Origin of the sequence: Mucilaginibacter sp. R-33 (assembly GCF_049949235.1) — a bacterium.
GTDB lineage: Bacteria > Bacteroidota > Bacteroidia > Sphingobacteriales > Sphingobacteriaceae > Mucilaginibacter.
Map to the genome: position 1 here is coordinate 4,728,440 of NZ_CP188089.1, position 23,517 is coordinate 4,751,956.

Below are 23,517 nucleotides of genomic sequence, written 5' to 3' on the forward strand. Positions count from 1 at the left end.
AAGCCGCAAAGGTATTAAATTATAGTGTTTATTCGCCCAGTAATGCCTTTAAGCTTTCCAGTGTATCAGCCTCTTCTTTGGGTTTATCATGCCGCCACCTCAGGATCCGCGGGAAACGCAATGCTATACCCGATTTATGCCTGGTTGATTTATTGATGCCCTCAAAGCCTATCTCAAACACCAGCTCGGGCTTTACGGTACGTACGGGGCCAAATTTTTCGATAGTATTGCGTTTTACAAAATAGTCTACCTTATTGATCTCCGCATCGGTAAGGCCCGAATAAGCCTTGGCAAAAGGCACCAGCTTGTCGCCATCCCAAACGGCAAAAGTATAATCTGTATACAGGTCGGCCCGGCGGCCATGACCTTTTTGGGCATAGATCATCACAGCATCCACCGATAGCGGATCGATCTTCCATTTCCACCAATCGCCCCTGCGGCGGCCTACCTGGTAGGCCGCGCTTTTGCGTTTCAGCATGATCCCCTCGGCTATCATAGCGCGCGACTGTTCCCTGATACTTCCAAGCTGCTCCCAGCTTTCAAACTGAATCAGCGATGAAATACGGAACACTTCGGAATATCGTGTCTCTGTTTGTAACTGTTCCAAAATTTCCCGTCTTTCAGTTTGGGATTTATAGCGGATATCTTCGCCTTTATGTTCCAGACAATCATAAGCAATAACGGCTACCGGGCTTTCTTCCAGAATTTTTTTGCTGAGGTTTTTTCTGCCAATACGCGTTTGCAGCACGTTAAACGGCATAGGCAAGCCATTTTGGAAACTGAGGATCTCACCGTCAATCACCGTACCATCGGGCAGGGCATTTAAAAAGAGATGCAGCTCAGGAAACTTTTCAGTAGCCAAATCTTCTCCACGGCTCCAGATAAAAATCTCGCCGCCGCGCTTTATCATTTGCGCACGGATCCCATCCCACTTCCACTCAGCCTGCCAATCGGATGCATCACCGAGGGTGATCCCTACTTCAGCGGGAGTTTTTTGTTTTTCGGACGTTTCCTGGATAGGATAAGCCAGGAAAAAAGGATAAGGCCGGGAGATATTAGCTTCGGCATCCTGCTCTGCCATCAATTGCGAAAACTGATGGGTTTCGGGCAGCCAGCTCCCCATAATGCGATGGGTAAGTACTGCGGGTTCGAGTCCGGAAATATCCGCCAGCGCCTTGATTACCAAATTTTGTGATACGCCAACCCTGAAACTGCCGGTTAGCAGTTTATTAAACACAAAGCGTTCCTGGCTATCCAGCATGGCCCATGAATCCATCAGCCATTCTTTTTTTTGCTCTTCAGTTTTATCGTTAAGGGCATTAATCTCGGCTATCCATTCGGTAAGCGTTTTGCTGCTGCTTGCGTCACTTTGAGGCATAAGTAGCGCCATAGTTTCGGCGAGGTCACCTACTACATGATAGCTTTCCTCAAAAAGCCAGGCCGGGATGTGTGATGCCTCGATGGCCCAGTTTCGTACCAGCGTTGAATTGATCTGCCGTTTTGGCCGGCGACCGGTAAACAAAGCAAGCATGTGCATTTTATCGGTATCGGGCACCGTATTAAAATAGTCTTTTAATACTTTAACCTTTTCGTTGGTTTTATTGGTTTCGTCAAGCGAAAGAAAGAGTTGGGCGAAGGCTTTCATGAATCGGCCCCTCCAACCTCACCTAAATCCTCTCCAAAGGAGAGGACTTCCTTTTCTGGTTCTCCCGCGCTTGGAGCCTCCCCTTCGGGGAGGTTGGACGGGTCCTCTTCTCCTCCATACAATGTATGCACCTCCCGGGCATTAAAACCAATCTCATTTAAATATCTCGAAAACGTGGCTGTGTATCCATGGGTTAGATAAACGCATTCACAGCCAGTAGCGTCGATAGCACTAATCAAACCGTCCCAATCAGCATGATCGGACAGAACAAAACCCCTGTCGGCAGCGCGACGGCGTTTAGCCCCGCGGATCGCCATCCAACCGGAGCAATAACCAAAACTATAAGGATGAAACTTCCGCATCCAGGGCGTACCTACCGATGAGGGTGGCGCTATAATAATACCCTTGCGTACCTCTTCTTTTGAACTTTCGGCGGTTATCCGCTCGGTTGGGTTTAACAATACACCATTACGGCGCAGGGCTTCATTGGTATTTTCGATAACACCATGAGTATAAACCTTGCCATTAAACAGATCGAGGTTTTGCAATATTCGTTGTGCTTTTCCTAAAGAATAACCCACCAATACGGTGGCCAGTCCGTTATCAAGGTTATTACGCCACCAGCTATTGATTTCGTTAAAAATTTGTACCTGCGGCTTCCATTGGTAAACCGGCATGCCAAAAGTACATTCAGAAATAAAATGATGGCATTTAACCGGCTCAAAAGGTGTGGAGATCCCATCGTTTTCTACTTTGTAATCGCCGGAAACTACCCAAACTTCGCCCTTGTATTCAACACGGATCTGTGCTGATCCAATTACGTGACCTGCCGGATACAAAGAAATACTTACACCATTCTTAAGCACCGTTTCACCGTATTCAACAGTTTGCAGATTAATCTCGCCCAAGCGATACAATAAAACCTCGCGCGAAAGGTGATGGGCAAGGTAATGTTTATGGCCCCAATAAGCATGGTCGGCATGGGCGTGGGTTATTACAGCATCATCAACCGGCTTCCAGGGATCGATATAAAATTTGCCTTGCGCGCAGTAAATTCCTCTATCAGTAAACTCAAGCAACGGTTTTTTAGTCATGATATATAAACTACTGATACGCGAATTGGTTTGCCCCGCCCCCCCAAGCCCCCTAAAGGGGGAGCTTTAAAAGCAGGGGAATGTGCGATTCCCCTCTTGAGAGCATAGCCGTCAATTTAAGGAATTAAAAAGCGGGGACCGTGCGATTCCCCTCTTGAGAGGGGCGAAGGGGTGTGTTTATGCAAAGCGCTGATGAACGCAGCCGAAACACACCCCTTCTATCGCTCATTCCTCCGCACCCCCTCTCAAGAGGGGAACTTTTTAAAACCTTTATTTAAACCACAATTTAGCCTGCTTTTCATCAACCAGCAATCCTACCTCTCGCCCCAACACCAAACTATTATTATCCGGAATATGCCCGGCCGGGAAATCGAAACACACGGGATAATTATATCCTTTTACAATATCCATCACTATTTGCGATACGGTTTGGCCAAAGGGGATATCATTATCTTTAATATCCGTAAAACCACCTACTACCAAACCTGATAGGCTTTTTAGCTTCCCTGCCCTGTCCAACATCCGCAGCATTCTATCTACCGAATACAGATATTCGCCAACGTCTTCAATAAACAGGATTTTCTCCGTATAATCTAAATCAGATACTGAACCTGCAGAAGCCACCAGCAGCGATAAATTGCCGCCTACAATAATACCCGTAGCTTCGCCGGGCTTGTTGGTATCGTGTGTTGCAAATTCATAACTTAAGTCTTCGCCAAATAACGCCCGCCTTAATGTATCTATAGAATGTTTCGATGCATCAGGAATATTAACAGGCATTTGCCCATGTATGGTTTGCGCACCATAATTAGTGAACAGGTGAGTGTGTAATAGCGTTATATCACTAAAGCCGATGAGCCATTTTGGATTTTGTGCAAAACGGCTAAAGTCAACCTTGTCAATCATCCTCACGGTTCCATAGCCCCCGCGGGCGGCAATGATGGCTTTGATACTGTCATCGTCAATAAAACGCTGCATATCGGCTGCCCTAAAATCATCATCGCCGGCAAATTGATGAAATGAGGCTTCTACAGTATCTCCCAAAACAACTTCCAGTCCCCAGCTCTGCAGAAGCGCGATAGCATCTGTCATGGGGTTGGGCAGTTTTTTGGCAGGGCAGGTGATGGCTATTTTGTCGCCTTTTTTGAGGTATGGGGGTTGAGTTTGAACCATGATTTTAAAGATTGAACGATTACCTTGATAATAAGAGAAAAAAATCAGGAAATCCTTAAATCATGAGCCTCATGGTTCAGGCATTTTTCCCACTTAAATCAATTATCTTTGCACACTATTTACCAAGGCGATATTTAATGTCACAACTCAACAAATATAAACGATTCACCATTACATCGGCCCTGCCTTATGCCAACGGCCCCTTACATATCGGTCACCTTGCTGGTGCTTACCTGCCGGCAGATATTTTTGTGCGGTATTTAAGGCTGAAAAAGAAGGACGTGGTGTACATATGCGGCTCGGATGAGCACGGTGCTGCTATTACCATCAAAGCCAAAAAAGAAGATACTACCCCGCAGGCCATTATCGACAAATACCACAAACAGATAAAAGATAGTTTTGAAGAGTTCGGTATCGCATTTGATATTTATCACCGTACCTCGTCGCCTATTCATCATGAGCTGAGCCAGGAGTTTTTTCTGAACCTGTATGAAAAGGACGAGTTTATTGAAAAATTCTCCGATCAGTATTTTGATGAAGATTATCAGCAGTTTCTGGCCGACCGTTATATCATTGGAACCTGCCCTAATTGCGGTAACGAAAATGCCTACGGCGACCAGTGCGAGCGCTGCGGTACCTCCCTTAGCCCTACCGACCTCATCAACCCAATCTCAACCCTGAGTGGCAAAACGCCCGTGCTTAAATCAACCAAACACTGGTACCTGCCTTTAGATAAATACCAGCCATGGCTGGAGCAATGGATAGATGCCAAAGAAGGCAGCTGGAAAGTGAATGTTTTTGGCCAGTGCAAATCATGGCTAAAATCGGGCTTGCAGCCACGCTCCATGACCCGCGACCTTGACTGGGGTATTGACGTTCCATTAGCCGAAGCCAAAGGCAAAAAGCTTTACGTGTGGATGGATGCGCCTATCGGTTATATTTCGGCCACCAAACAATGGGCTATTGATAATAAAAAAGACTGGAAACTATACTGGAAAAAACAAGCCGACGAGCAGGATGATGCTTGCTTATTGCATTTTATCGGTAAGGATAATATCGTATTCCATTGTATTATTTTTCCATCGATACTGCATGCGCACGGCGAATATATTTTGCCGCAAAACGTACCGGCCAACGAGTTTTTGAATTTAGAGGGTGATAAACTTTCCACTTCACGTAACCACGCGGTTTGGCTGCATGAGTACCTGGAAGAGTTTCCGGGCAAACAGGATGAATTACGCTATGTACTAACCTCCATCCTACCCGAAACCAGCGACAGCGAGTTTACCTGGAAAGATTACCAGGCCCGGGTAAATAACGAGCTGGTAGCCATATTAGGTAACTTTGTGAACCGCGTAATGATTTTGATGCACAAATTTTACGATGGTAAAATTGAGGCTGATACTGAAAAGATAGAATTTACCGACGTAACCCTGAGCAACGGCATAGGCGAGTATTACGATGAGATAGAGAAAAACCTTGAAGCTTACCGCTACCGCCAGGCTTTACAGGCAGTAATGGATATGGCCCGCTTAGGTAACCGCTATCTTACCGAAAAGGAGCCATGGAAAACCATTAAAACGGATCCTGCCGCTGCCAAAGAAGCGCTGCACAACTGTTTGGTATTGATCGGTCATCTGGCTACAGCCGCACAGGCCTTTTTACCTGCAACGGCTAAAAAGATCATTACCATGCTTAACCTGCCCAATGAGCCTATAGCTTATGATCAGGAAATGTATTTCAACAACGGGCACCAGTTGAACCCGGCTGCGTTGTTGTTTGAAAAGGTAGAGGACGATGTGATAGAAGCCCAGCTTAAAAAACTTGCAGATAAAAAGGTTGTAGCTCCACCAAAATCAGCAGATGTGCTGCCTGCAAAGGAAAACGTTAATTACGAAACCTTTGCCACCATGGATATTCGCACCGGTACCATTTTAGCAGCCGAAAAGGTTGCCAAAACCAAAAAGCTGTTGAAACTGACCATTGATACAGGAATTGACGAGCGCACCGTAGTATCCGGCATTGCCGAATATTATGAGCCGGAAAACATCATAGGCCAAAAAGTAAGCATACTGGTAAACCTGGAGCCGAGAGAGATCAAAGGCATCGTATCGCAAGGCATGATACTGATGGCCGAAAATAGCGAAGGCAAGCTGAGCTTTGTTGCCCCTACTGAAGATTTCCACAATGGCGCAGTAATCCGTTAAATGTGCAGATTTAAGATGCGAAGATGCGCAAATGAGCAGTTTTTAAATTTTGAATTTTAGGGTGTGATTTTTCATTGAAAAATTGCACCTTTGCAAACTAAATAAAAGATCGGCCTTTTTGAGGCTGATTTTTAAACGGTCCCGTAGTTCAACGGATAGAATAGGAGTTTCCTAAACTCTAGATATGAGTTCGATTCTCGTCGGGACCACATCCTAAGACAAAAGCCTTTAGACGGAAGTCTCAAGGCTTTTGTCGTTATTGGAACGTTAAAGTAGTTCGGTGATAACACCGAAAGCGAGAAAAAATAATATGAGAAGCTTTAGATGAAAGTTCAAAAGCTTTCGTAATTCTTACTGAATAAATTAACTTTAGTATCATGAAACCGATTCTTATCATTGGATTATTGACACTTGCTTTATTGTTTTCAGGCGTCACTAATACTTCTTTTAAAACAAGCTTCACCGAAAAAGAAATACTTACTCAGTTGGATCTTGCCTTTAAAGGTATTCCGAGCGAATATTACCCGGCTGGGAAGAAAGATGATATTAAATACAATTTCTTTTTTGACCTTGAACATGGCTATTTTGCTACAGCGGGTAATCGTATCCATCTTTATGCGGATGCAAGTCGTTGGGCAATTGTTTTTGAAAAAAACGGTTACGCAAACCGTGGTGGTGATGCCGAGATCGAATTGGACTATATAGGAAACTGCATTAATTATCCTATAGATAAGTACCCTGAACGGAATTATATTACCAATGCAAGTCGTATAATATTAATTACTAGAGAAGAATACGAGCGAATACAAAACAAAAGCGGGTCGGAAATGGAACAGTTCGAGTTAGTTGATCCAAACGCTAACTATGTTATTGTGAGAGGTCATAAAGTTAAGATTGAACACATTGAAAAAAAACATACTCATTTTGGGATTAAGCCAAGGGCCTTCGATAACCCGAAGCGCCTAATAAATTTTGAGGGGTTAGTACGATACCTCAGCGAAACTCACCCCTTAATTATGAATGCAACCGAAGACGATATCAAAGCACATTTGCCAAGTGACCTGCCTGAAATATCGATTATAGATAAGTTTCATTTTGAGAGTGTTTATCAAAAACACATTTTGCCAAGTAACCAGGAAACCTATCAGTTGATTGCAAAAGTGCTTGTAACTGGAAATCCTGGTTTTTGGAAACCGAAAAACAAACCAAACAACCATTGGTCAAACTGGGAGTCGGGGAATTTATGATGGCTCCCTCACACTGCTTTTAAAACTTTCGTTAAGTATTCAACTCACGTATCGACTACTCAAAACAATATTGTAAAAGGAAAGCCTGCAAATATTTGCAGGCTTTCCTTTTACAGCAAAAATGCACTAATTTTTACCCCTGCTCAATCTGCTTCAAACTATCCATCTTTTTATAGGCCAAAAACCCTTTGATATCCTCAAAATGTTCACGAACGCGTTTGTTGCCAAACTCGAATACTTTTTGCACCAGCCCGTCAAGAAAATCACGGTCGTGAGATACCAGGATCAGTGTTCCGTCGAAATCTCTTAGGGCATCTTTGATGATATCCTTGGTTCTCATATCCAAGTGGTTGGTTGGCTCATCCAGGATCAATACGTTTACAGGTTCCAGCAACAGTTTGATCATTGCTAAACGTGTTTTCTCACCGCCCGAAAGTACCTTAACCTTTTTGGTAGTATCATCGCCGCTGAACATAAATGCACCCAAAAGATCTTTGATCTTTACTGTGCCATCGCTTAGGGGGATCTGGTCGATAGTATCAAACACAGTCAAATTCTCGTCTAACAAAGCTGCTTGGTTTTGGGCAAAGTAGCCGATCTTGGCGTTGTGACCTACTTTTAAGGAACCTTCAAAATCAATCTCGCCCATAATAGCTTTAATCATGGTCGACTTACCTTCACCATTTTTACCAACAAAAGCCACTTTTTCTCCCCGCTCAATCACCATGGCTGCCTTTTGGAACACCACATGATCGCCATAGGTTTTTGTCAGGTCTTCAACCATTACCGGGTACTGACCAGAACGTGGCGACGGCGGAAATTTCAAGCGCAATGCCGAAGTATCCACTTCGTCGATCTCAATAACCTCAAGCTTTTCGAGCATTTTTACGCGGGATTGTACCTGCAATGTTTTGGAGTACGTGCCTCTGAACCGGTCAATAAATTCCTGGTTATCGGCTATAAAACGCTGTTGTTCTTCGTATGCTTTTAATTGATGTACCCGGCGGTCAGCACGCAACTGGAGATAATGGGTGTACTTGGCTTTGTAATCGTAGATCCTACCCATGGTAACCTCGATGGTACGGTTGGTGATGTTATCCACAAAGGTACGGTCGTGGGAGATAACCATCACTGCCTTTGCCGAGTTTACCAGGAAATCTTCCAGCCATTGTATACTCTCAATATCCATGTGGTTGGTAGGCTCATCCAGCAAGATCAGGTCTGGTTTCTTTAATAGAATTTTGGCCAGCTCGATCCGCATGCGCCATCCGCCCGAAAACTCGGAAGTTTGGCGGGTGAAATCCTTGCGCTCAAAACCCAAGCCCTTCAATACCTTTTCAACCTCTGCATCATAATTCACCTCCTCCTGCGAATAAACTTTCTCGCTCAGCTCCGATACCCGCTCAATCAGCTTCATGTAGTCGTCACTGTCGTAATCGGTACGAATATTAAGTTGCTCATTCACTTCGTCCAGCTCTTTCTGCATCTGATTAGCCTCGTCAAAAGCTTTCATCGTTTCCTCAAAAACGGTAACGTTATCCTGGGTAAGCAAATGTTGCGGCAAATACGCTATTACCGCGTCCTTTGGTCCGGTTACGTTGCCTGTAGTAGGTTTGGCTGCGCCGGCGATGATCTTGAGGATGGTCGACTTGCCTGCGCCATTCTTACCCATCAGGGCTATCTTATCGTTCTCGTTGATGGAGAAGGTTACGTCACTAAATAAGGTGGTTCCGCCAAATGAAACGGAGATGTTGTTGACATTGATCACTGTATGCTAAAATTGAATTGCGCGCAAAGATAAGCGAAAGACATAGAATTATAGCAGGAAGTATGAAGAGACCCTATCGAACCGCGATTGACTATACCGATGTTGAAGATTTGCAGTCCACCTATATCAAAAAAATAAATAGCAAATAGCCCAATTTAGGAAACGCTGCAAGCTATGAGCTTAGAAATATCCTCACTGAGGCCAAATTTCAACTAAAAAGCCTTTAATCTGAAGATCAAAGGCTTTTTACAAGATATAGGTTAACGGTGCGGAGATCATCTAACCATCCGCTGAATCTCCGCTGTTTCCTTTTAATGATAGAGCAGGGTTACTGGGTAATGTTCACCGTTCCCATATCAGTGACGGTGCCGTTTGTTACCGAAATGTTGGTTACTGTTTTGATGGCATAGGGGCTAACCGGCACAAATTTCACCTGGTAACTGCCCGCTGCCAGGCCAGGGAAATAATATTTACCGGTGGCATCTGTAGTTGAGCCAATGGTGTCGGCACCCGTAATAGCATATACCTTCGGTGAGGATGCGGCAGGACTAACTACACCGGTCAGTGCACCTGAAGCGGCAGTGGCAATTGCGCGGATCACTGGTTTGAGGATGTACTTGCCGTTACCGGTAAGTACTACGGATTGCGCGGCGTCAAAGTCCAAACGCATAGTATAGGCAATACCGGCGGTAAGCTTATCATGAACGTTCAGCTTCACACCTGAGGTCTGACCGCTTGGCGTGGTCAGGTCATATGACACACCGGCTACAATCACGCGGTTACCACTGTCGTTCAACACCAGGCGCACCTGCTGGATGGTCCCTGCTGGGATATCCTGGTCGGCCAGCACAGTATCACGGCCCGAACGGAACCGCAGAATATCAACGGCGCCTCCATCCACATTGAGCGTTTGTTCACCCTTATCGGTTACAATGATCACACTTTTGATATTCAGGATCACGGCATCAAAAGCGCCGGGTGCATCAGTCATTTTCACGGTCACGTGGGCGGTACCCCCGTTATTTGTGCTATCCTTTTTACAGGAAAAGAGCATAAGGCTTAGGGCTGCGGTAAATAAAAATAGCTTTTTCATAATTTAAAAAGTTTGTTTATTGAGGGAACAAATCCGCGTATTTTTTGTGCCAATGTGACGATGAATGATGTGATTGTGTCGACGAATAGGCTCATAGCAGTTTGCAGCAATGCTTTATCACCTTTTGCCGGAAGCACAGCTCATTCTCTTCGCAAAAAATTATCATGCCATCTCCCCATTCGGCCCGAACAGAAAAAGGTATAATCAATTAACATAAATACATTCTTCATAATTATCAATTCCTCTTTCTTCTTAAATTAAATACCTGTATTTTAGATAATTAATTTCTCCCGCCCGGGTAGAATTCGCCGAAAGGCATCACCAGTTTTAAACCGATAATTACTAAAAAATGGAACAGCAACCTAACCAGCCATCACCCGAAAACATTATGAAAATTGGCACAGGATTTTGGGCCTCAAAAATCCTTTTAACCGCCGTAAGTTTTCAATTGTTCACCCGACTTGCCGAAAAGAAAACCATGAAAGCCAGCGACATCAAAAACATTTTAGGGCTTAAATGTACCGACAGGAATGTTTACGATTTTTTAGATGCGTTAACCATTTTTGGTTTTTTAAAGCGTGAAGGTATTTTGGATACGGCTATTTATTCAAATTCTCTCGACACAGATACATTTTTAGATAAAAATAAGCCATCATACATTGGCGGCATCCTTGAAATGATGAACAATCGTTTATATACATTTTGGGGTAGCCTGGGCGAAGGGCTGCTTACCGGGCTTCCGCAAAACGAAATAAAAAAGAGCGAGGATTTTTTTGGCCTAATATATTCAGATCCTGAAAAATTGAAAGGGTTTATTAATGCAATGAGTGGCATTCAAATGGGGAACTTTATGGCCTTTGCTCAAAAATTTGATTTTACCAAATATAAAACGCTGATTGATGTAGGCGGTTCGGCCGGGCTGCTTTCATTGATGATTGCCAGGCATAATGCCCATATGCGTTGCACCAGTTTTGACCTCCCGCCGGTTGAACCCGTTGCAAACGCAACTATACAGCAATTCGGGCTATCCGACCAGGTAAACACAGCAAGCGGCGACTTCTTCACTATGCCGATACCCAATGCAGATGTTGTTGTAATGGGAAATATCCTGCATGATTGGGACGAGAAAAATAAAATATCATTAATGAAAAAAGCTTATGACGCGCTCCCCGCCAACGGAGCATTTGTAGCTATCGAAAACATAATAGATAGCGAGCGAAAACAAAATGTTTTTGGAATGATGATGAGCTTGAATATGCTTATTGAAACAGGTACCGGATTTGATTACACATTTGCCGACTTTAACAGGTGGGCAAATATTGTCGGGTTTAAATCAACTTCAATCATTCCATTAACCGGGCCATCAAGCGCGGCAGTTGCATACAAGTAGATGAGTGGTTCGATGTTACTGAGAGTGAAAGAAATACAGGCAACAGTTCGACCTTATTAAAAAATAGCACGGCTGGCACCTCCGTCTACCTGTATGGTTGTCCCGCTGATGTATGCCGCCTGGGCAGATGAAAGGAATGCTACCAGGGCTGCAAACTCTTCTGGCTTACCAATGCGCCCGAGCGGAATGCTTTTAGCTTTTTCCCTAATTGCCTCTTCGGGGTCCACGTCCTGAGGCAGTGTGTGCCTGATCCGATCTGTCAGAATAAGGCCCGGCGCAATGTTATTGACGGTAATTCCGTAAGCGCCTAATTCGTCGGCAAGCATTTTTGCCGTACCAACTACGCCCATACGCATTGCGGTAGACAGCACTGAGTTGGTCAATACGGACTTGACGGAACCGCTAACGATATTGATAATACGACCGCTGCCTGCCGTTTTCATGAACGGCAATACCAACCGGGATGTGCGAACGAAACTGAGCATGTTTTGTTCATAGGCCTGCTGCCATTGTGTGTCGTCAAAGCTCTCAAACTTCCCAAACGGTGGTCCGCCGGCATTATTAACCAATATATCTATCCGTCCATATAAGCTGCCCGCCCGATTTATAAACGAAGTCAATTGCTCGCTATCGCAGACGTCTACCGGGAAGCAGGACACTTCATTACCCGTTTTTGAGCTAATGTCTTCCGCGGCTTCGTTAAGTTCTGCCGCGTTCCGCGAACCGATGATGACTTTAGCGCCTTCTGCTGATAACGCCATTGCCGAGGCTTTTCCTAATCCTTTACTTGCAGCCAGCACTACAGCTACCTTTTGATCTAATCCGAGGTTCATAGGCAAATCTTTTAAGAAGCAAATCTCCTGAATTTTTAACTATAAGGACTGCTGTTCCGAAAAATTGACGGTTAGCCCACAGTCAAGCAACTATTCAGTTTTTTGCGAAAGATTACAAGTACTCCGTGTAGTTATTACTTTGATTTGGCTGATTTTTCTTTCAGCCATTTGCCTGCTCAGTTTCCGTCTAAACCTTGAGGCTAAAGATTCCAAATCACGTTTCTGGATGTCTTCAGGCCTATTTTAACAATTAGTAATATCACATCCTCTGTGGCCTTATAAGGCGTGGCGTGACCCGACCAACGAAGTAAAAGTTTATAAACTTAAACGACCTTCATTCTTTATTATCATAAATTTACCTCCATGAAAAAACTAACCTTTTTAATCTTATTTGCCCTGCTCAGCAAATTTGGTTTCGCACAAAACTTAAACAGTATGCAGTGGTACAGTAAACCTCAAAAATCATTAATAGAAGGCAGTACGCTGCACATGACCGTTGACCCCGCAACCGATTACTGGCGGGTAACACATTATGGCTTTATCAGGGATAACGGTCCATTTTATTTTACCGAACAGGAAGGTGATTTTGAAGCCAGCGTAAAAATTACCGGGGCCTACAAAGAGCTGTTTCACCAGGCCGGGTTAATGGTAAGGATAGATAACAAAAACTGGATCAAAACCGGAATTGAATATGTTGACGGCGTACAAAACGTAAGCGCTGTAGTTACCCGCGAAGTTTCGGACTGGTCGGTAGTGCCGAGGCATGACAGTCCCAAATCGGTTTGGCTGAAACTGCTGCGCAAAGGCGATTTCGTAGAAATCAAATATTCGTTCGATGGTGAAAAATATGATATGCTCCGCCTGGCTTATTTTCCGCCCAATGTAAAAGCGATGATAGGAATGGTGGCGGCGGCGCCCGGCAAACAAAGCTTTGATGTAAAGTTTGAAGATTTTAAAGTACAGAAGATCGGCAAATAATTTTGTCGGAAGATTGATATAGAATTAAGCCTTTGAACTGACGTTCGAAGGCTTTTTTGAGCTGATTTCTGGTAGAAAGAGGATGGAATATCTCCCTCATTGCATTTCAACCATTTTTATTATTTTTGCCGCGGTAAACAACCATTCCCTTTATGTGATAAATAATTTCTTTCAGAACAAATAAACAGCGCCGTCACCACAACACACGCTGTAATTATTCACGCTTTAAAGAAAGAAATTATGCTTATTCTGCACGATATCACTTATATACACCCTAACCGTGATCTTTTATTTGCCGGTATAGATCTCGTAGTTAATAAAAACGATAAAATAGCCCTCATAGGCAACAACGGCACCGGGAAATCAACCCTGCTTAAAATATTGGCCGGAAACTTACAGCCCGCAAGCGGCGTGGTAAAAACCGGTGCGAAACCATATTATGTGCCCCAGATTTTTGGACAGTACAATGCGTTTAGCGTTGCCGAAGCCCTGCAAATAGCGGATAAACTAAATGCCTTAAAGCAGATCCTTGAGGGCAATGTTACCGATGAAAATATGGCCCTGCTCAATGACGACTGGGCCATTGAGGAGCGCTGCCGGGAAGCGTTTATCCATTGGCAGCTTAAGGATATTGATCTTTCGCAAAAAATGGGCACGCTTAGCGGCGGGCAAAAAACAAAAGTATTTTTAGCAGGCATCGTCATTCATCGCCCCGAAATAGTTTTGCTGGATGAGCCGAGCAACCATTTGGATAACACAAGCCGGGAACTGTTGTATAATTATATCCAATCAACCAATAATACGCTGGTGGTGGTTAGTCACGACCGTACCTTACTCAACTTACTTACTACGGTTTGCGAACTTAGCAAGCGAGGTATAACCGTTTACGGCGGAGATTACGATTTTTATGCCGAACAAAAAATGATGGAGGGCGATGCCCTGAACCAGGATGTAAAAAGCAAGGAGAAAGCGCTCCGCAAGGCTAAGGAAACAGAAAGGGAATCAATTGAACGGCAGCAAAAGCTGGATGCCCGCGGTAAAAAGAAACAGGAAAAAGCCGGTGTGCCAACCATCATGATGAAAACGCTTAAAAACAGCGCCGAAAAAAGCACCTCGAAGATGAAGGGTGTCCATGCCGAAAAAACTGATGCTATCGCACAGGAACTAAGCCAGCTGCGTACACGGTTGCCGGATATTGATAAAATGAAGATGGGTTTTGACAATTCGACACTTCATAAAGGGAAGGTACTGATTACCGCTAAGGACCTTAACTTTGGATACGAAGATCAGCAGCTTTGGACCCCGTCGTTAAGTTTTCAAATCGCCAGCGGCGAAAGACTGGTGATCAAAGGGGCAAACGGCTCGGGCAAAACAACGCTGATAAAGATGCTGCTGGACTCACTGAAACCACAATCCGGCACAATTGAACTTGCGGCGGTCAAAGCCATTTATATCGACCAGGATTATTCACTCATCAATAATAAGCTCAGTGTTTATGAACAGGCGGAAGAATATAATTCGGGCGTATTGCAGGAACATGACATCAAAATTCGCCTCAACAGGTTTTTGTTTACTAAGGAGTATTGGGATAAACCATGCAGCGCCCTGAGCGGCGGCGAAAAAATGCGGCTGATGCTCTGTTCATTAACCATCAGCAACCAGGCACCAGATATGATCATCCTGGATGAGCCCACCAATAACCTCGATATTCAAAACATCGAAATTTTAACAGCAGCTATTAACGATTACCGGGGAACGCTCATCGTTGTATCGCACGATGAATATTTTTTAAAGGAGATCAACGTAGAACAGGAGATTTTGTTAGGGTAAAAAGATAGAAAAAAGAGGGGGCTACCTGTTTGCTTTGCATACAGCTGGCCTGCTTTTGTTTTTCATTATTTAAAACCCTTTCTTCCTTGTAATTCCCGGCTTCCTGCTTTTGCGTTCTGCTGGTTCCGGAACACCTTCGGCACCATAGCTGCGGGCCATCTTGGCTATGCGCTCTTCCATGGTCTCGGTAGTCAGTCTTTCCCGGCCAAGGCTGTCAACCATGATCGGAAAGGCGAAAGGTGTTGGTCGCTCAATCACTTTCAAAATGATATTTTGTGTTTGGATCCGTTGCAAAGCAGCCCTTAGCCTGAACTCTTCCAATTGAAAGGCCAAAGCCTCGTTATAGGCCTGGCGTACCAGTAAGTTATCCGGCTCATACTCGCTGAAAACTTCAAACAGTAATGAAGTTGATGCCTGCAAATGCTTATTCTTAACCTGCTGACCGGGATAACCCGTAAACACTAAACCTCCAATATGTGCTATATCCCTGAAACGGCGGCGGGCCATTTCATTGGCATTTAAACTGTGCTGAATATCATCTATCAGGTTATCTATCGAAAAAAAACCGGCATCTTCCAGTGCTTCTTCAATAGGTATATCTTCGTCGGTAAGCAATTCAAAACCGTAATCATTCATGGCGATAGAAAAACTTGCAGGCCTTATTTTACTGATGCGATAAGCCAGCAGCGATGCCATACCTTCGTGAACCAACCGCCCTTCAAAAGGATAAAACAACAAATGGTGCCCTTCTCTCGATTTAAATGACTCGATCAAAAATTCATGGCTTTGCGGTAAGTGCGATAATTGCTGCTGCAAATCAAAAAGCGGTTTCAAAGCTTTAACTTCTACATCTTTTTCAATTCCATGCGCCACCTCATCCAGCTTAAGCCTGAACACGGCAGCCAGTTGCGATGACAGCGGCATGCGTCCCCCGTTCCAACTCGGAATGATGCCTTTGGTTGAGTTGGATTTTTTAACGTAGGCTGTCATTTCCTTCACGCGTACAAACTCCAAACTCCTGCCTGCAAACCAAAAAGTATTACCGGGTTTTAACTTCGATACAAAGGACTCTTCAATAGTACCGAGACTACCGCCGCTGAGCCATTTTACTCGGATGCTTAATTCACTGGTAATAGTACCAATACTCAGCCGGTGCCGCATGGCTACTCTGCGGCTATTTACTTTATACAATCCGTTTTCAACCTCAACTTTTAGAAATTCATCATATTGGGCAAGCGTTTTGCCGCCGCTGGTGATAAAATCAAGTAGCTGACCAAATTCGTTCCTGCTCAGATCAGCAAAGGCATAGGTGGTTTTAACCTCCTCAAACAATTCTTCGGCACGAAAACCGTCCGAAACAGCTAATGTAACCATGTACTGGATCAGCACATCCATGGTGAGCAGCATTGGGTCGCGGCTTTCAAAAATCTTATCCTTAATAGCTTCCTTTAGCGCTGCCCCCTCCAATAATTCGAGCGAATGCGTAGGCACAAAATAGGCCAGAGATGTGGCTCCCGGATGGTGCCCGCTTCGCCCCGCGCGCTGCATAAATCGTGCTACTCCTTTCGGGCTTCCTACCTGCACTACGGTATCTACCGGCCTAAAATCCACCCCCAAATCCAAACTTGAGGTGCATACTACCAGTTTTAGCGCTTCGGCATGCAGGGCGGCTTCTACCCAGTTGCGCAGCTCGTTATCCAATGAGCCATGGTGCATAGCCATGATGCCCGCATACTCGGGGTAATTATCCAAAATGGCATGGTACCAGATCTCCGATTGAGAGCGGGTATTGGTAAATATCAGTGTGGTTTTACTTTTGGCAACTATTTCCATCACCTCGGGCAGCAGCTTTAACCCGATATGCCCCGCCCAGGAGTAATTTTCAATATTCTGTGGAATAATAGACCGGATATCCAGCTTCTTCTCCAGGTTAGCGCGCACCATTTTAACCTGTTCCGACGGAAAATCATTCCCTAATAAAACTTCGGCGGCCTGTTCAAGATTACCGATAGTTGCGGAGATGCCCCAGATTTTGAGTTGACAGTTTTGAGTTGGAAGTTGGCAGTTTTTGGTTCCGTTTACACTCTCGTTTGGCACCCTATTCCCTGCAAACGGCAAACTGTCCACTGCAAACTGATTATTACTGCCTACTGCAAACTGCTCACTGAAAACTGTAGCGAGGGCCTTAAGGCGGGATAGGCCCAGCTCCACCTGCACTCCCCTCTTCGTACCCAACAACTCGTGCCATTCATCAATTACAACCACCTGCAGCTGACTGAACAGTTTAGGATATTCCTTTTGGGCAAGCATGAGGTGCAAGCTTTCGGGGGTAGTAAGCAGCACTTCGGGCAGCTTTTTTTTGAGGGCCTGTTTTTCGGCAGCGGGGGTATCTCCGGTTCGGGTAGCTATGCGCCATGGTAAACCTATCTCATCGCAGGCTTCCTGCATGGCTTTACGGATATCGTTGGTAAGCGCCCGTAATGGCGTTATCCAAAGCATCAGCAAACCGTTATTTTGTTTTGTTTTATAGGTATCGGGATGTGTGTTGATGAACCCCGCTAAAAAAGGCAGGAACAGGGCAAAAGTTTTACCGCTGCCAGTGGGAGCATTCAACAAGCCTGAATAGCCGCCAAGGTACGCCTCCATCATTTCGGCCTGGAAAGGGAACTGCTCCCAATTTTTTTCCATGTACCATTGCTGTATAACCTGTTGGCCTTTGCTTGTCATTATCCTGTTAACAAAATTTTTGTTGTTTGGTTATTGCACAAATAATCGAACCAACAAAATAACTATTAAATTGGTTATGGTTATATGACGATCAGAAATAGCTTAATAATCATTTCGATAGCCATCTGCCTTTTGGCCTGCGGCAACAATTCAAAAAAAGAAACAACTTTAGCCGATACCAATCACATACCCAGGGATACCACAGGCCAGCATTCAGGCAATAAAAACGATACCTCCGTCCACCATACCATGGCACTCGATACTAACACGGCCAACACCGTTCACTCGGACTGGCTGATAACTCCCGGCAAAAGCATCGGGCATATTATTTTAAATGATGATGTGCAAAATGTGATAAAGCAATTGGGCAAGCCTGATAGCTCCGACGCGGCCATGGGCAGTTCATTGATGGTCTGGTTTGCCAAACATGATATTACCCGTTATCGTACCGCAGTTTTTTCGCACCGCAACATGGGCGGTAAGGATGAATTAATAAGTCATATACAAAAGATCCTCATAACATCGCCGCGGTTTAAAACCCGCGAGGGCGTAGGTGTAGGTTCACCCAAACAGGATATTCAAAAATATTATTCATTAAAGCCAACCTCTACCTACACCAACAATGGCGATAAGGTGCAGATTTATACTGATTTGGCTAAAGGGATCTCTTTTGAAATAGGTGGTAGCGGCCGTTGCGTTGGCGTGGTAGTGCATAAAGCCAATAACACTGCAGTGGCTTATTTGAATATGCATTGATTGTTTTCGACGTAGAAACACATAGTTGCGTCCTGGGCATACAAATCACGATAATTAAGCAAAGCCGCTTGTCCTCCGGAAGACGCAAATGTGATGCGTCTCTACAAATAAAGAAGGCCTTCCCAAAACGGAAAGGCCTTCTTTATTATGATATCGACTATCCTTATTTCTTTTCGGGCATCAATATCAGTTTAATCAAATTTTTACCGCTCAGGTATTTATTGGCGGCATCTTTGGTGCTTTGAGGGGTTATTTGTTCAAGGCTGCTTACATGCCCCAGGATCTGATCAGGATTTTCGCCGTTCTGCGATGTAGAGGCAAGATATCCTGCCCAGAAAACGTTTTGCTTTAGCTGCTGCTGGGTTGAACGGGCTTCTTCGGCAACAAATTTCTGGATATCTGCCGGTAAGGCGCCGTTCTGTTTAATTTTGGCTATCTCCTCCATGGTAGCGTTGATCAGCTTATCCACATTTTCGGGTGCGCAACCAAAAGATATGGTAAAAGTGTAACGGCCTCCCGGAATTTTATGATAGCCGGCCCTTACCCCGGGAGCATATACACCGCTTTCCTGCTCACGTAGCCGTTCAATCAGTTTAATGTTCAGTACTTCTTCCAGCGCATCTACCTGGATATTGTTAGCTTCATTGTAATCATAATCGCCGCTAAAAACCAATTGTACTGTGCTTTTTTCACCTACCCCTTTATTCACCGTTTTGGTGATCAATCCTGCAGGCGGCTCAATATTCATGTTTTTGTAAGTTTCCTTGCTGTTGGTTGAGGGCAAACCGCCAAGGTAATGCTCAAGGTATGGCTTAATTGTTTCTATGTTAAAATTACCCACCAGTGTAAAGGTAAAACCACTGGCATCGGCAAAGCGTTTTTTGTAAAAATCGTAAGCTTTATCAAGTGTTGCCGCATTTAACCTTGGTAAGGTAGTTACCATACCACGGAAATTATAGTTACTTAATACAGCCGATACCGTATCCTGGTAAACACTTCCAGGATCAAGCCCGCGGGTACTCAATATAGACCTGGTTTGATCGATGTTGGCATCCCAGATGTCTTTGTCTTTACGCGGCTGGGTAAAGTACAGGTAAATCAACTGAAGGGCTTTTTCAAAATCGGCTGGTGAGGTATTTCCCGAAATACCCTGTGCGAACTCACTGATATACGGCGAAATACTCAGGTTTTTGCCGGCCAGTTTTTTATCAAGCATACCCTGGTTAAATTGCGCTATACCGCTACCGCTGATGATAGATGAAGCCAGGTTTGCCGACGTAAATTCATCGTCACTTGCCAGTGATGTACCGCCAAAAGCATAACCGTTTATCAGGATCTGATCGTTACGGTATTCAGTAGGTTTTAAGATCACCTTTAAACCATTGCCTAAAGTAAGCGTGGTTGTACCAAGGGCCTCATCTGTTTCTTCTTTAGCAACTTTAGTACCTTCAGGAACTTTGGCCAGCAGTGGGTCACTTGATACATTATCAATATAGGCAGTTACATTTTGGCCGCCTGTGGCAATCCAGTTGAGCAAGGTTTTTTCATCGGGCAAATTAGCTTTTTCTTTATCCGGGGCCTGTACTACCACCACACGGTTTTGATCGCTGATAAATTTACCGGCCATAGCATTCATATCGGCCAGGCTTACTTTATAGATATTGCCTATATAAAAATTGTATTCATAGCTAATACCCGGGATAGCTTCGCCGGTCAAAAAGTTAGCCTGGTATTCACGTACAAAATTTGCCGAAGGGGTTTTATCCCTCTCCCTGTAAGCATTCCCAATACCAACCAGTGCATCCTGCTTGGCGCGTTCCAGTTCGGTAAGGGTAAAACCAAATTTGCGGGCGCGTTCAGATTCGGCCACTACGGCTTTAACCGCTTTTTCAAGTTCGCCAGGTTTGGCGACAACCAGTGAAGTATACGCATCCTGGTCGCCAATAAAATTACCATAGCTGGTACGGCCATATAAAAACGGTGGATTAGGTTTTTGCAGCAACTCGTTTATGCGCGAGTTAAGCATCTGGTTAAACAACTGTATCCTTACCTGCTGCATGTAGTCGCCGGTAGTTTTAGTAACCGTGCCGGGATGTTTTACAATTATCTGTGCAACAGTGTATGGATACTCGGGATCCGTAACAATTTTTACCGTGGTACCCGGTGTTGCAGGTACGGAATATTTTGTCCTCGGCTTTTCGGCGGCCGGGTTTTTAAGCTGTGAAAAGTTTTGTTTAATGAGCGCCTCAACACGTTTTGGGTCAAAATCGCCCACGGCAACAACAGCCTGCAAATCCGGGCGATACCAATCCTGGTAAAAAGCTTTGATGGTTTCCGGCTTAAAGTTTTTCAGGATGTCTTCTTTACCTATAGGCAAGCGCAGCGCATACCTTGAGTTGTTAAGCAGCACGGGCAATGTTTGCTGTTGCAGGCGTTCCTGGGCATTTTTGCCACGAAGACGTTCTTCTTCCAAAACAACGCCCCGCTCTTTATCAATTTCGGCAGGATCAAAGCTTACATAACCGGCCCAGTTAGCCAGTATATTAAAGCCTTTTTCAAACACGCTGACGGTATCAGTTGGCAGAGGTAATTGATATACAGTTTCGTTAAATGAAGTGTAAGCGTTTAAATCGGCGCCGAATTTTACGCCTGCTTTTTGCAGGTAGTCAACCATCTGATTTTTTGGAAAATCGCGTGTACCGTTAAAAGCCATGTGCTCGGTAAAGTGGGCCAGGCCCTGCTGATCGTCATTTTCCAAAACAGAACCGGCTTTATTAACCAGGTAAAGTTCGGCCCTGCTTTTAGGCTCAACATTGGCACGGATATAATAAGTTAAGCCATTGGGTAATTTACCAATGATCACATCCTTGTCAACCGGTAATATATCGCTCTTGGCAGCAATGGCCTGGGTGCCGGGTTTATTTTTAGGCGACGGAACAGGTTTCTTTTTTACTTGTGCAAAAGCACTTCCGCCCGAAAGTGTTAAAGCCAATAGGGCCAGCGGAACGTATTTGTTCAGGTTCATTATAAAGTTTAAATAGTCAGGGTACTAAGATGCAAAACGAAAGTCTTAGTTACAAAGTATTGTTATGAAAATTAATGTTTTGTAGCTGATTTTGAGGCTGGTTTTTTAGCGGGAGCCTGATTAGCCGGAGCCTGGTTAGAAGAACCAAAAGCATCCTGCATCATTTGTGTTAGCTCATCTTTATGTTCTGCAACGGCATTCTGGCCAACCATCATCCCCCTTTGCATTAACGCAGGCAATTTTGAGCTTACTTTTTGTCCTATCGGTGAGCTATAAAACACAGAAATCTGATTAAGTTCATCTTCAGTAAATTCTTCAGCATAAATAGCTGCCATCTTATCTTTAAGCAAATCCCAGGTAAAGTATTTGTTCATAAAGGTTTTCATCACATCAATGAATTTGGCACGCTGCTCTGCAGGCATTTGACTACTTGAAGTGCTAATGATATTATCCATCATTCCGCCAAACTGTTTATCTATACCAATAGAAACTAACAATTGCTCAACGGCCTTTAAATGTGATTGGGTAATAGTTTGAGTGGTTGTTTGCGCTTTTAAGCTTGAAAAAGAAAACAGGATGATTCCTGTTAATGCGATAAGTTTAAGTTTTAGGTTCATATTAAATTTTGATAAAGATCTTTTTGATGTAGAGCACCCACATCACTACCCATAAAATGAGTACCGTAAATATAGCGCTAATCAACGAAGCATTTACAGGTGAAAAATAAGGAGCAAAAAAAGTTTGATAAATAGATGAGCCGTTTATTTTAATCATCCCCATATAATGCGGAATAAAGCCCGACAGCACATAAGCTGTTATGGCATTTGCACCAAATACCACAAAGGGATAAGTAAAGCGTTTGCACCCTTGTACGTCAATAAGCCAGTAGCATAAAGCCAGCCCAATGGTTGCCAGGCCGCCGGTATAAAGCACAAAGGAACTTGTCCACAAGGCTTTGTTAATAGGAAAAAACAAATCCCAGAACAAGCCTGCTATAACCGCGATTATTCCGTAAACAAACATCCAGTTAGTTTTGATGTTGTCATCGCGGTCCCTACGTTTTAGCCAGCTGCCCACCCTAATGCCAAACAGGGCTGTGGCAACGGCGGGAATAGTTCCCAGCAAACCTTCCGGGTCCCAGGTATGCGATTCGCGCCAGAGGTGATCGGGCGTAAATACCAGCCTGTCTATCCATGCCCCCAAATTGGTTTCGGGCTCCAGGTTGGCATAACCCACGCCCGGTACCGGGATAAAGGTCATGATGATAAAATAACCTATAAGCGCTCCGGCAAAAATCCAGTCGCGCGTTTTTTGTGATGTCTTGAGATAAAGTACCGTGCTGATGAAATATACCAGGGCTATGCGCGGCAACACACCTGGCAAACGTAAATGAGCCAATCCGCCATCCGGGTGAAATATCAGTTGAGTTATCCAGGGGATCAGCAGCAGGATCACGGTACGGCGCATCGCCTTCAGGATGAGGCTACTATGCGATACCGTAGCCTTTTTACTTTCCATGGCATATATAACCGATACGCCAACCATAAACAAAAAGAAAGGAAAAACCAGGTCGGTAGGTGTACAACCGTTCCATTTAGAATGTTCAAGCGGTGCATAAATATGTCCCCAATCGCCAGGATCATTAACGAGGATCATCATGGCGATGGTAATGCCCCGGAATACATCAAGGGAAAGAAGCCGTTTTGGTTTTTCGGTTATGGTTGAGGTCATAGGCTACATTAAAGAAATTC

The 23,517-nt window shown here is 44.4% G+C and carries 16 protein-coding genes and 1 tRNA gene; 7 read left to right on the forward strand and 10 right to left on the reverse strand.

The features are described 5' to 3' along the window. Positions 1–28 precede the first annotated feature (28 nt). The 3 genes from ACP26M_RS19390 to ACP26M_RS19400 all read right to left on the reverse strand — a co-directional run bounded on the left by ACP26M_RS19390 (position 29) and on the right by ACP26M_RS19400 (position 3,912). On the reverse strand, positions 29–1,645 hold the full coding sequence (locus ACP26M_RS19390) for an ATP-dependent DNA ligase (RefSeq protein WP_426582441.1): 1,617 nt from the start codon (positions 1,643–1,645) through the stop codon (positions 29–31). Then, positions 1,642–2,739, reverse strand: a complete 1,098-nt coding sequence (locus ACP26M_RS19395) for a ligase-associated DNA damage response exonuclease (protein WP_426582443.1) — start codon at positions 2,737–2,739, stop codon at positions 1,642–1,644. Before ACP26M_RS19395 ends, ACP26M_RS19390 begins: the two co-directional genes overlap by 4 nt. A gap of 270 nt (positions 2,740–3,009) precedes the next feature. Then, positions 3,010–3,912, reverse strand: coding sequence for a S66 peptidase family protein (locus tag ACP26M_RS19400; RefSeq protein WP_426582445.1), 903 nt, complete (start codon positions 3,910–3,912; stop codon positions 3,010–3,012). Between the two features lie 137 nt (positions 3,913–4,049). On the opposite strand from ACP26M_RS19400, the gene metG reads away from it, so the two are divergent. From metG to ACP26M_RS19415, 3 genes are all read left to right on the forward strand, one after another. Beyond that, positions 4,050–6,119 carry a methionine--tRNA ligase gene (metG, locus tag ACP26M_RS19405; RefSeq protein WP_426582447.1) on the forward strand — a complete coding sequence of 690 codons (2,070 nt, stop codon included), beginning with the start codon at positions 4,050–4,052 and terminating at the stop codon, positions 6,117–6,119. Positions 6,120–6,256: 137 nt separating this feature from the next. Next, positions 6,257–6,328 (forward strand) — tRNA-Arg (locus ACP26M_RS19410). A gap of 168 nt (positions 6,329–6,496) precedes the next feature. Next, on the forward strand, positions 6,497–7,366 hold the full coding sequence (locus ACP26M_RS19415) for a DUF7003 family protein (RefSeq protein WP_426582448.1): 870 nt from the start codon (positions 6,497–6,499) through the stop codon (positions 7,364–7,366). Between the two features lie 133 nt (positions 7,367–7,499). Here ACP26M_RS19415 and ACP26M_RS19420 read toward each other — a convergent pair whose 3' ends face one another. Beyond that, positions 7,500–9,134 carry an ABC-F family ATP-binding cassette domain-containing protein gene (locus ACP26M_RS19420; RefSeq protein WP_426582450.1) on the reverse strand — a complete coding sequence of 545 codons (1,635 nt, stop codon included), beginning with the start codon at positions 9,132–9,134 and terminating at the stop codon, positions 7,500–7,502. Between the two features lie 328 nt (positions 9,135–9,462). Beyond that, the gene (locus ACP26M_RS19425) at positions 9,463–10,227 is read right to left on the reverse strand and encodes a DUF4382 domain-containing protein (protein WP_090534736.1); all 765 of its coding nucleotides are present in this window, start codon (positions 10,225–10,227) and stop codon (positions 9,463–9,465) included. Between the two features lie 349 nt (positions 10,228–10,576). Here ACP26M_RS19425 and ACP26M_RS19430 point away from each other — a divergent pair, with 349 nt between their 5' ends. Further along, positions 10,577–11,617 carry a methyltransferase gene (locus ACP26M_RS19430; protein WP_426582452.1) on the forward strand — a complete coding sequence of 347 codons (1,041 nt, stop codon included), beginning with the start codon at positions 10,577–10,579 and terminating at the stop codon, positions 11,615–11,617. Between the two features lie 56 nt (positions 11,618–11,673). On the opposite strand, the gene ACP26M_RS19435 is transcribed toward ACP26M_RS19430, so the two are convergent. After that, entirely contained in the window at positions 11,674–12,450 is a 777-nt protein-coding gene (locus ACP26M_RS19435; RefSeq protein ID WP_426582454.1) for an SDR family oxidoreductase, read from the reverse strand. Between the two features lie 363 nt (positions 12,451–12,813). Between ACP26M_RS19435 and ACP26M_RS19440 the strand changes: the two genes are divergently transcribed. Continuing rightward, the gene (locus tag ACP26M_RS19440) at positions 12,814–13,428 is read left to right on the forward strand and encodes a DUF1349 domain-containing protein (protein ID WP_426582456.1); all 615 of its coding nucleotides are present in this window, start codon (positions 12,814–12,816) and stop codon (positions 13,426–13,428) included. Positions 13,429–13,668: 240 nt separating this feature from the next. After that, positions 13,669–15,258: a ribosomal protection-like ABC-F family protein gene (gene abc-f, locus ACP26M_RS19445; RefSeq protein ID WP_426582458.1), complete on the forward strand. Its 1,590-nt coding sequence runs from the start codon at positions 13,669–13,671 to the stop codon at positions 15,256–15,258. A 69-nt stretch (positions 15,259–15,327) separates the two neighbouring features. Here abc-f and ACP26M_RS19450 read toward each other — a convergent pair whose 3' ends face one another. Continuing rightward, entirely contained in the window at positions 15,328–17,946 is a 2,619-nt protein-coding gene (locus ACP26M_RS19450) for a ligase-associated DNA damage response DEXH box helicase (protein ID WP_426582460.1), read from the reverse strand. Between the two features lie 123 nt (positions 17,947–18,069). On the opposite strand from ACP26M_RS19450, the gene ACP26M_RS19455 reads away from it, so the two are divergent. After that, positions 18,070–18,741, forward strand: coding sequence for a hypothetical protein (locus ACP26M_RS19455; RefSeq protein ID WP_426582462.1), 672 nt, complete (start codon positions 18,070–18,072; stop codon positions 18,739–18,741). Between the two features lie 163 nt (positions 18,742–18,904). On the opposite strand, the gene ACP26M_RS19460 is transcribed toward ACP26M_RS19455, so the two are convergent. The 3 genes from ACP26M_RS19460 to ACP26M_RS19470 form a co-directional block, all read right to left on the reverse strand. After that, a complete protein-coding gene (locus ACP26M_RS19460) occupies positions 18,905–21,766 on the reverse strand; it encodes a M16 family metallopeptidase (protein WP_426582464.1) in 2,862 nt (953 codons plus the stop codon). A gap of 71 nt (positions 21,767–21,837) precedes the next feature. Then, positions 21,838–22,383 carry a DUF2059 domain-containing protein gene (locus tag ACP26M_RS19465; RefSeq protein ID WP_426582466.1) on the reverse strand — a complete coding sequence of 182 codons (546 nt, stop codon included), beginning with the start codon at positions 22,381–22,383 and terminating at the stop codon, positions 21,838–21,840. A gap of 1 nt (position 22,384) precedes the next feature. Next, positions 22,385–23,497, reverse strand: a complete 1,113-nt coding sequence (locus ACP26M_RS19470; protein WP_426582468.1) for an acyltransferase family protein — start codon at positions 23,495–23,497, stop codon at positions 22,385–22,387. Positions 23,498–23,517: the final 20 nt, after the last annotated feature.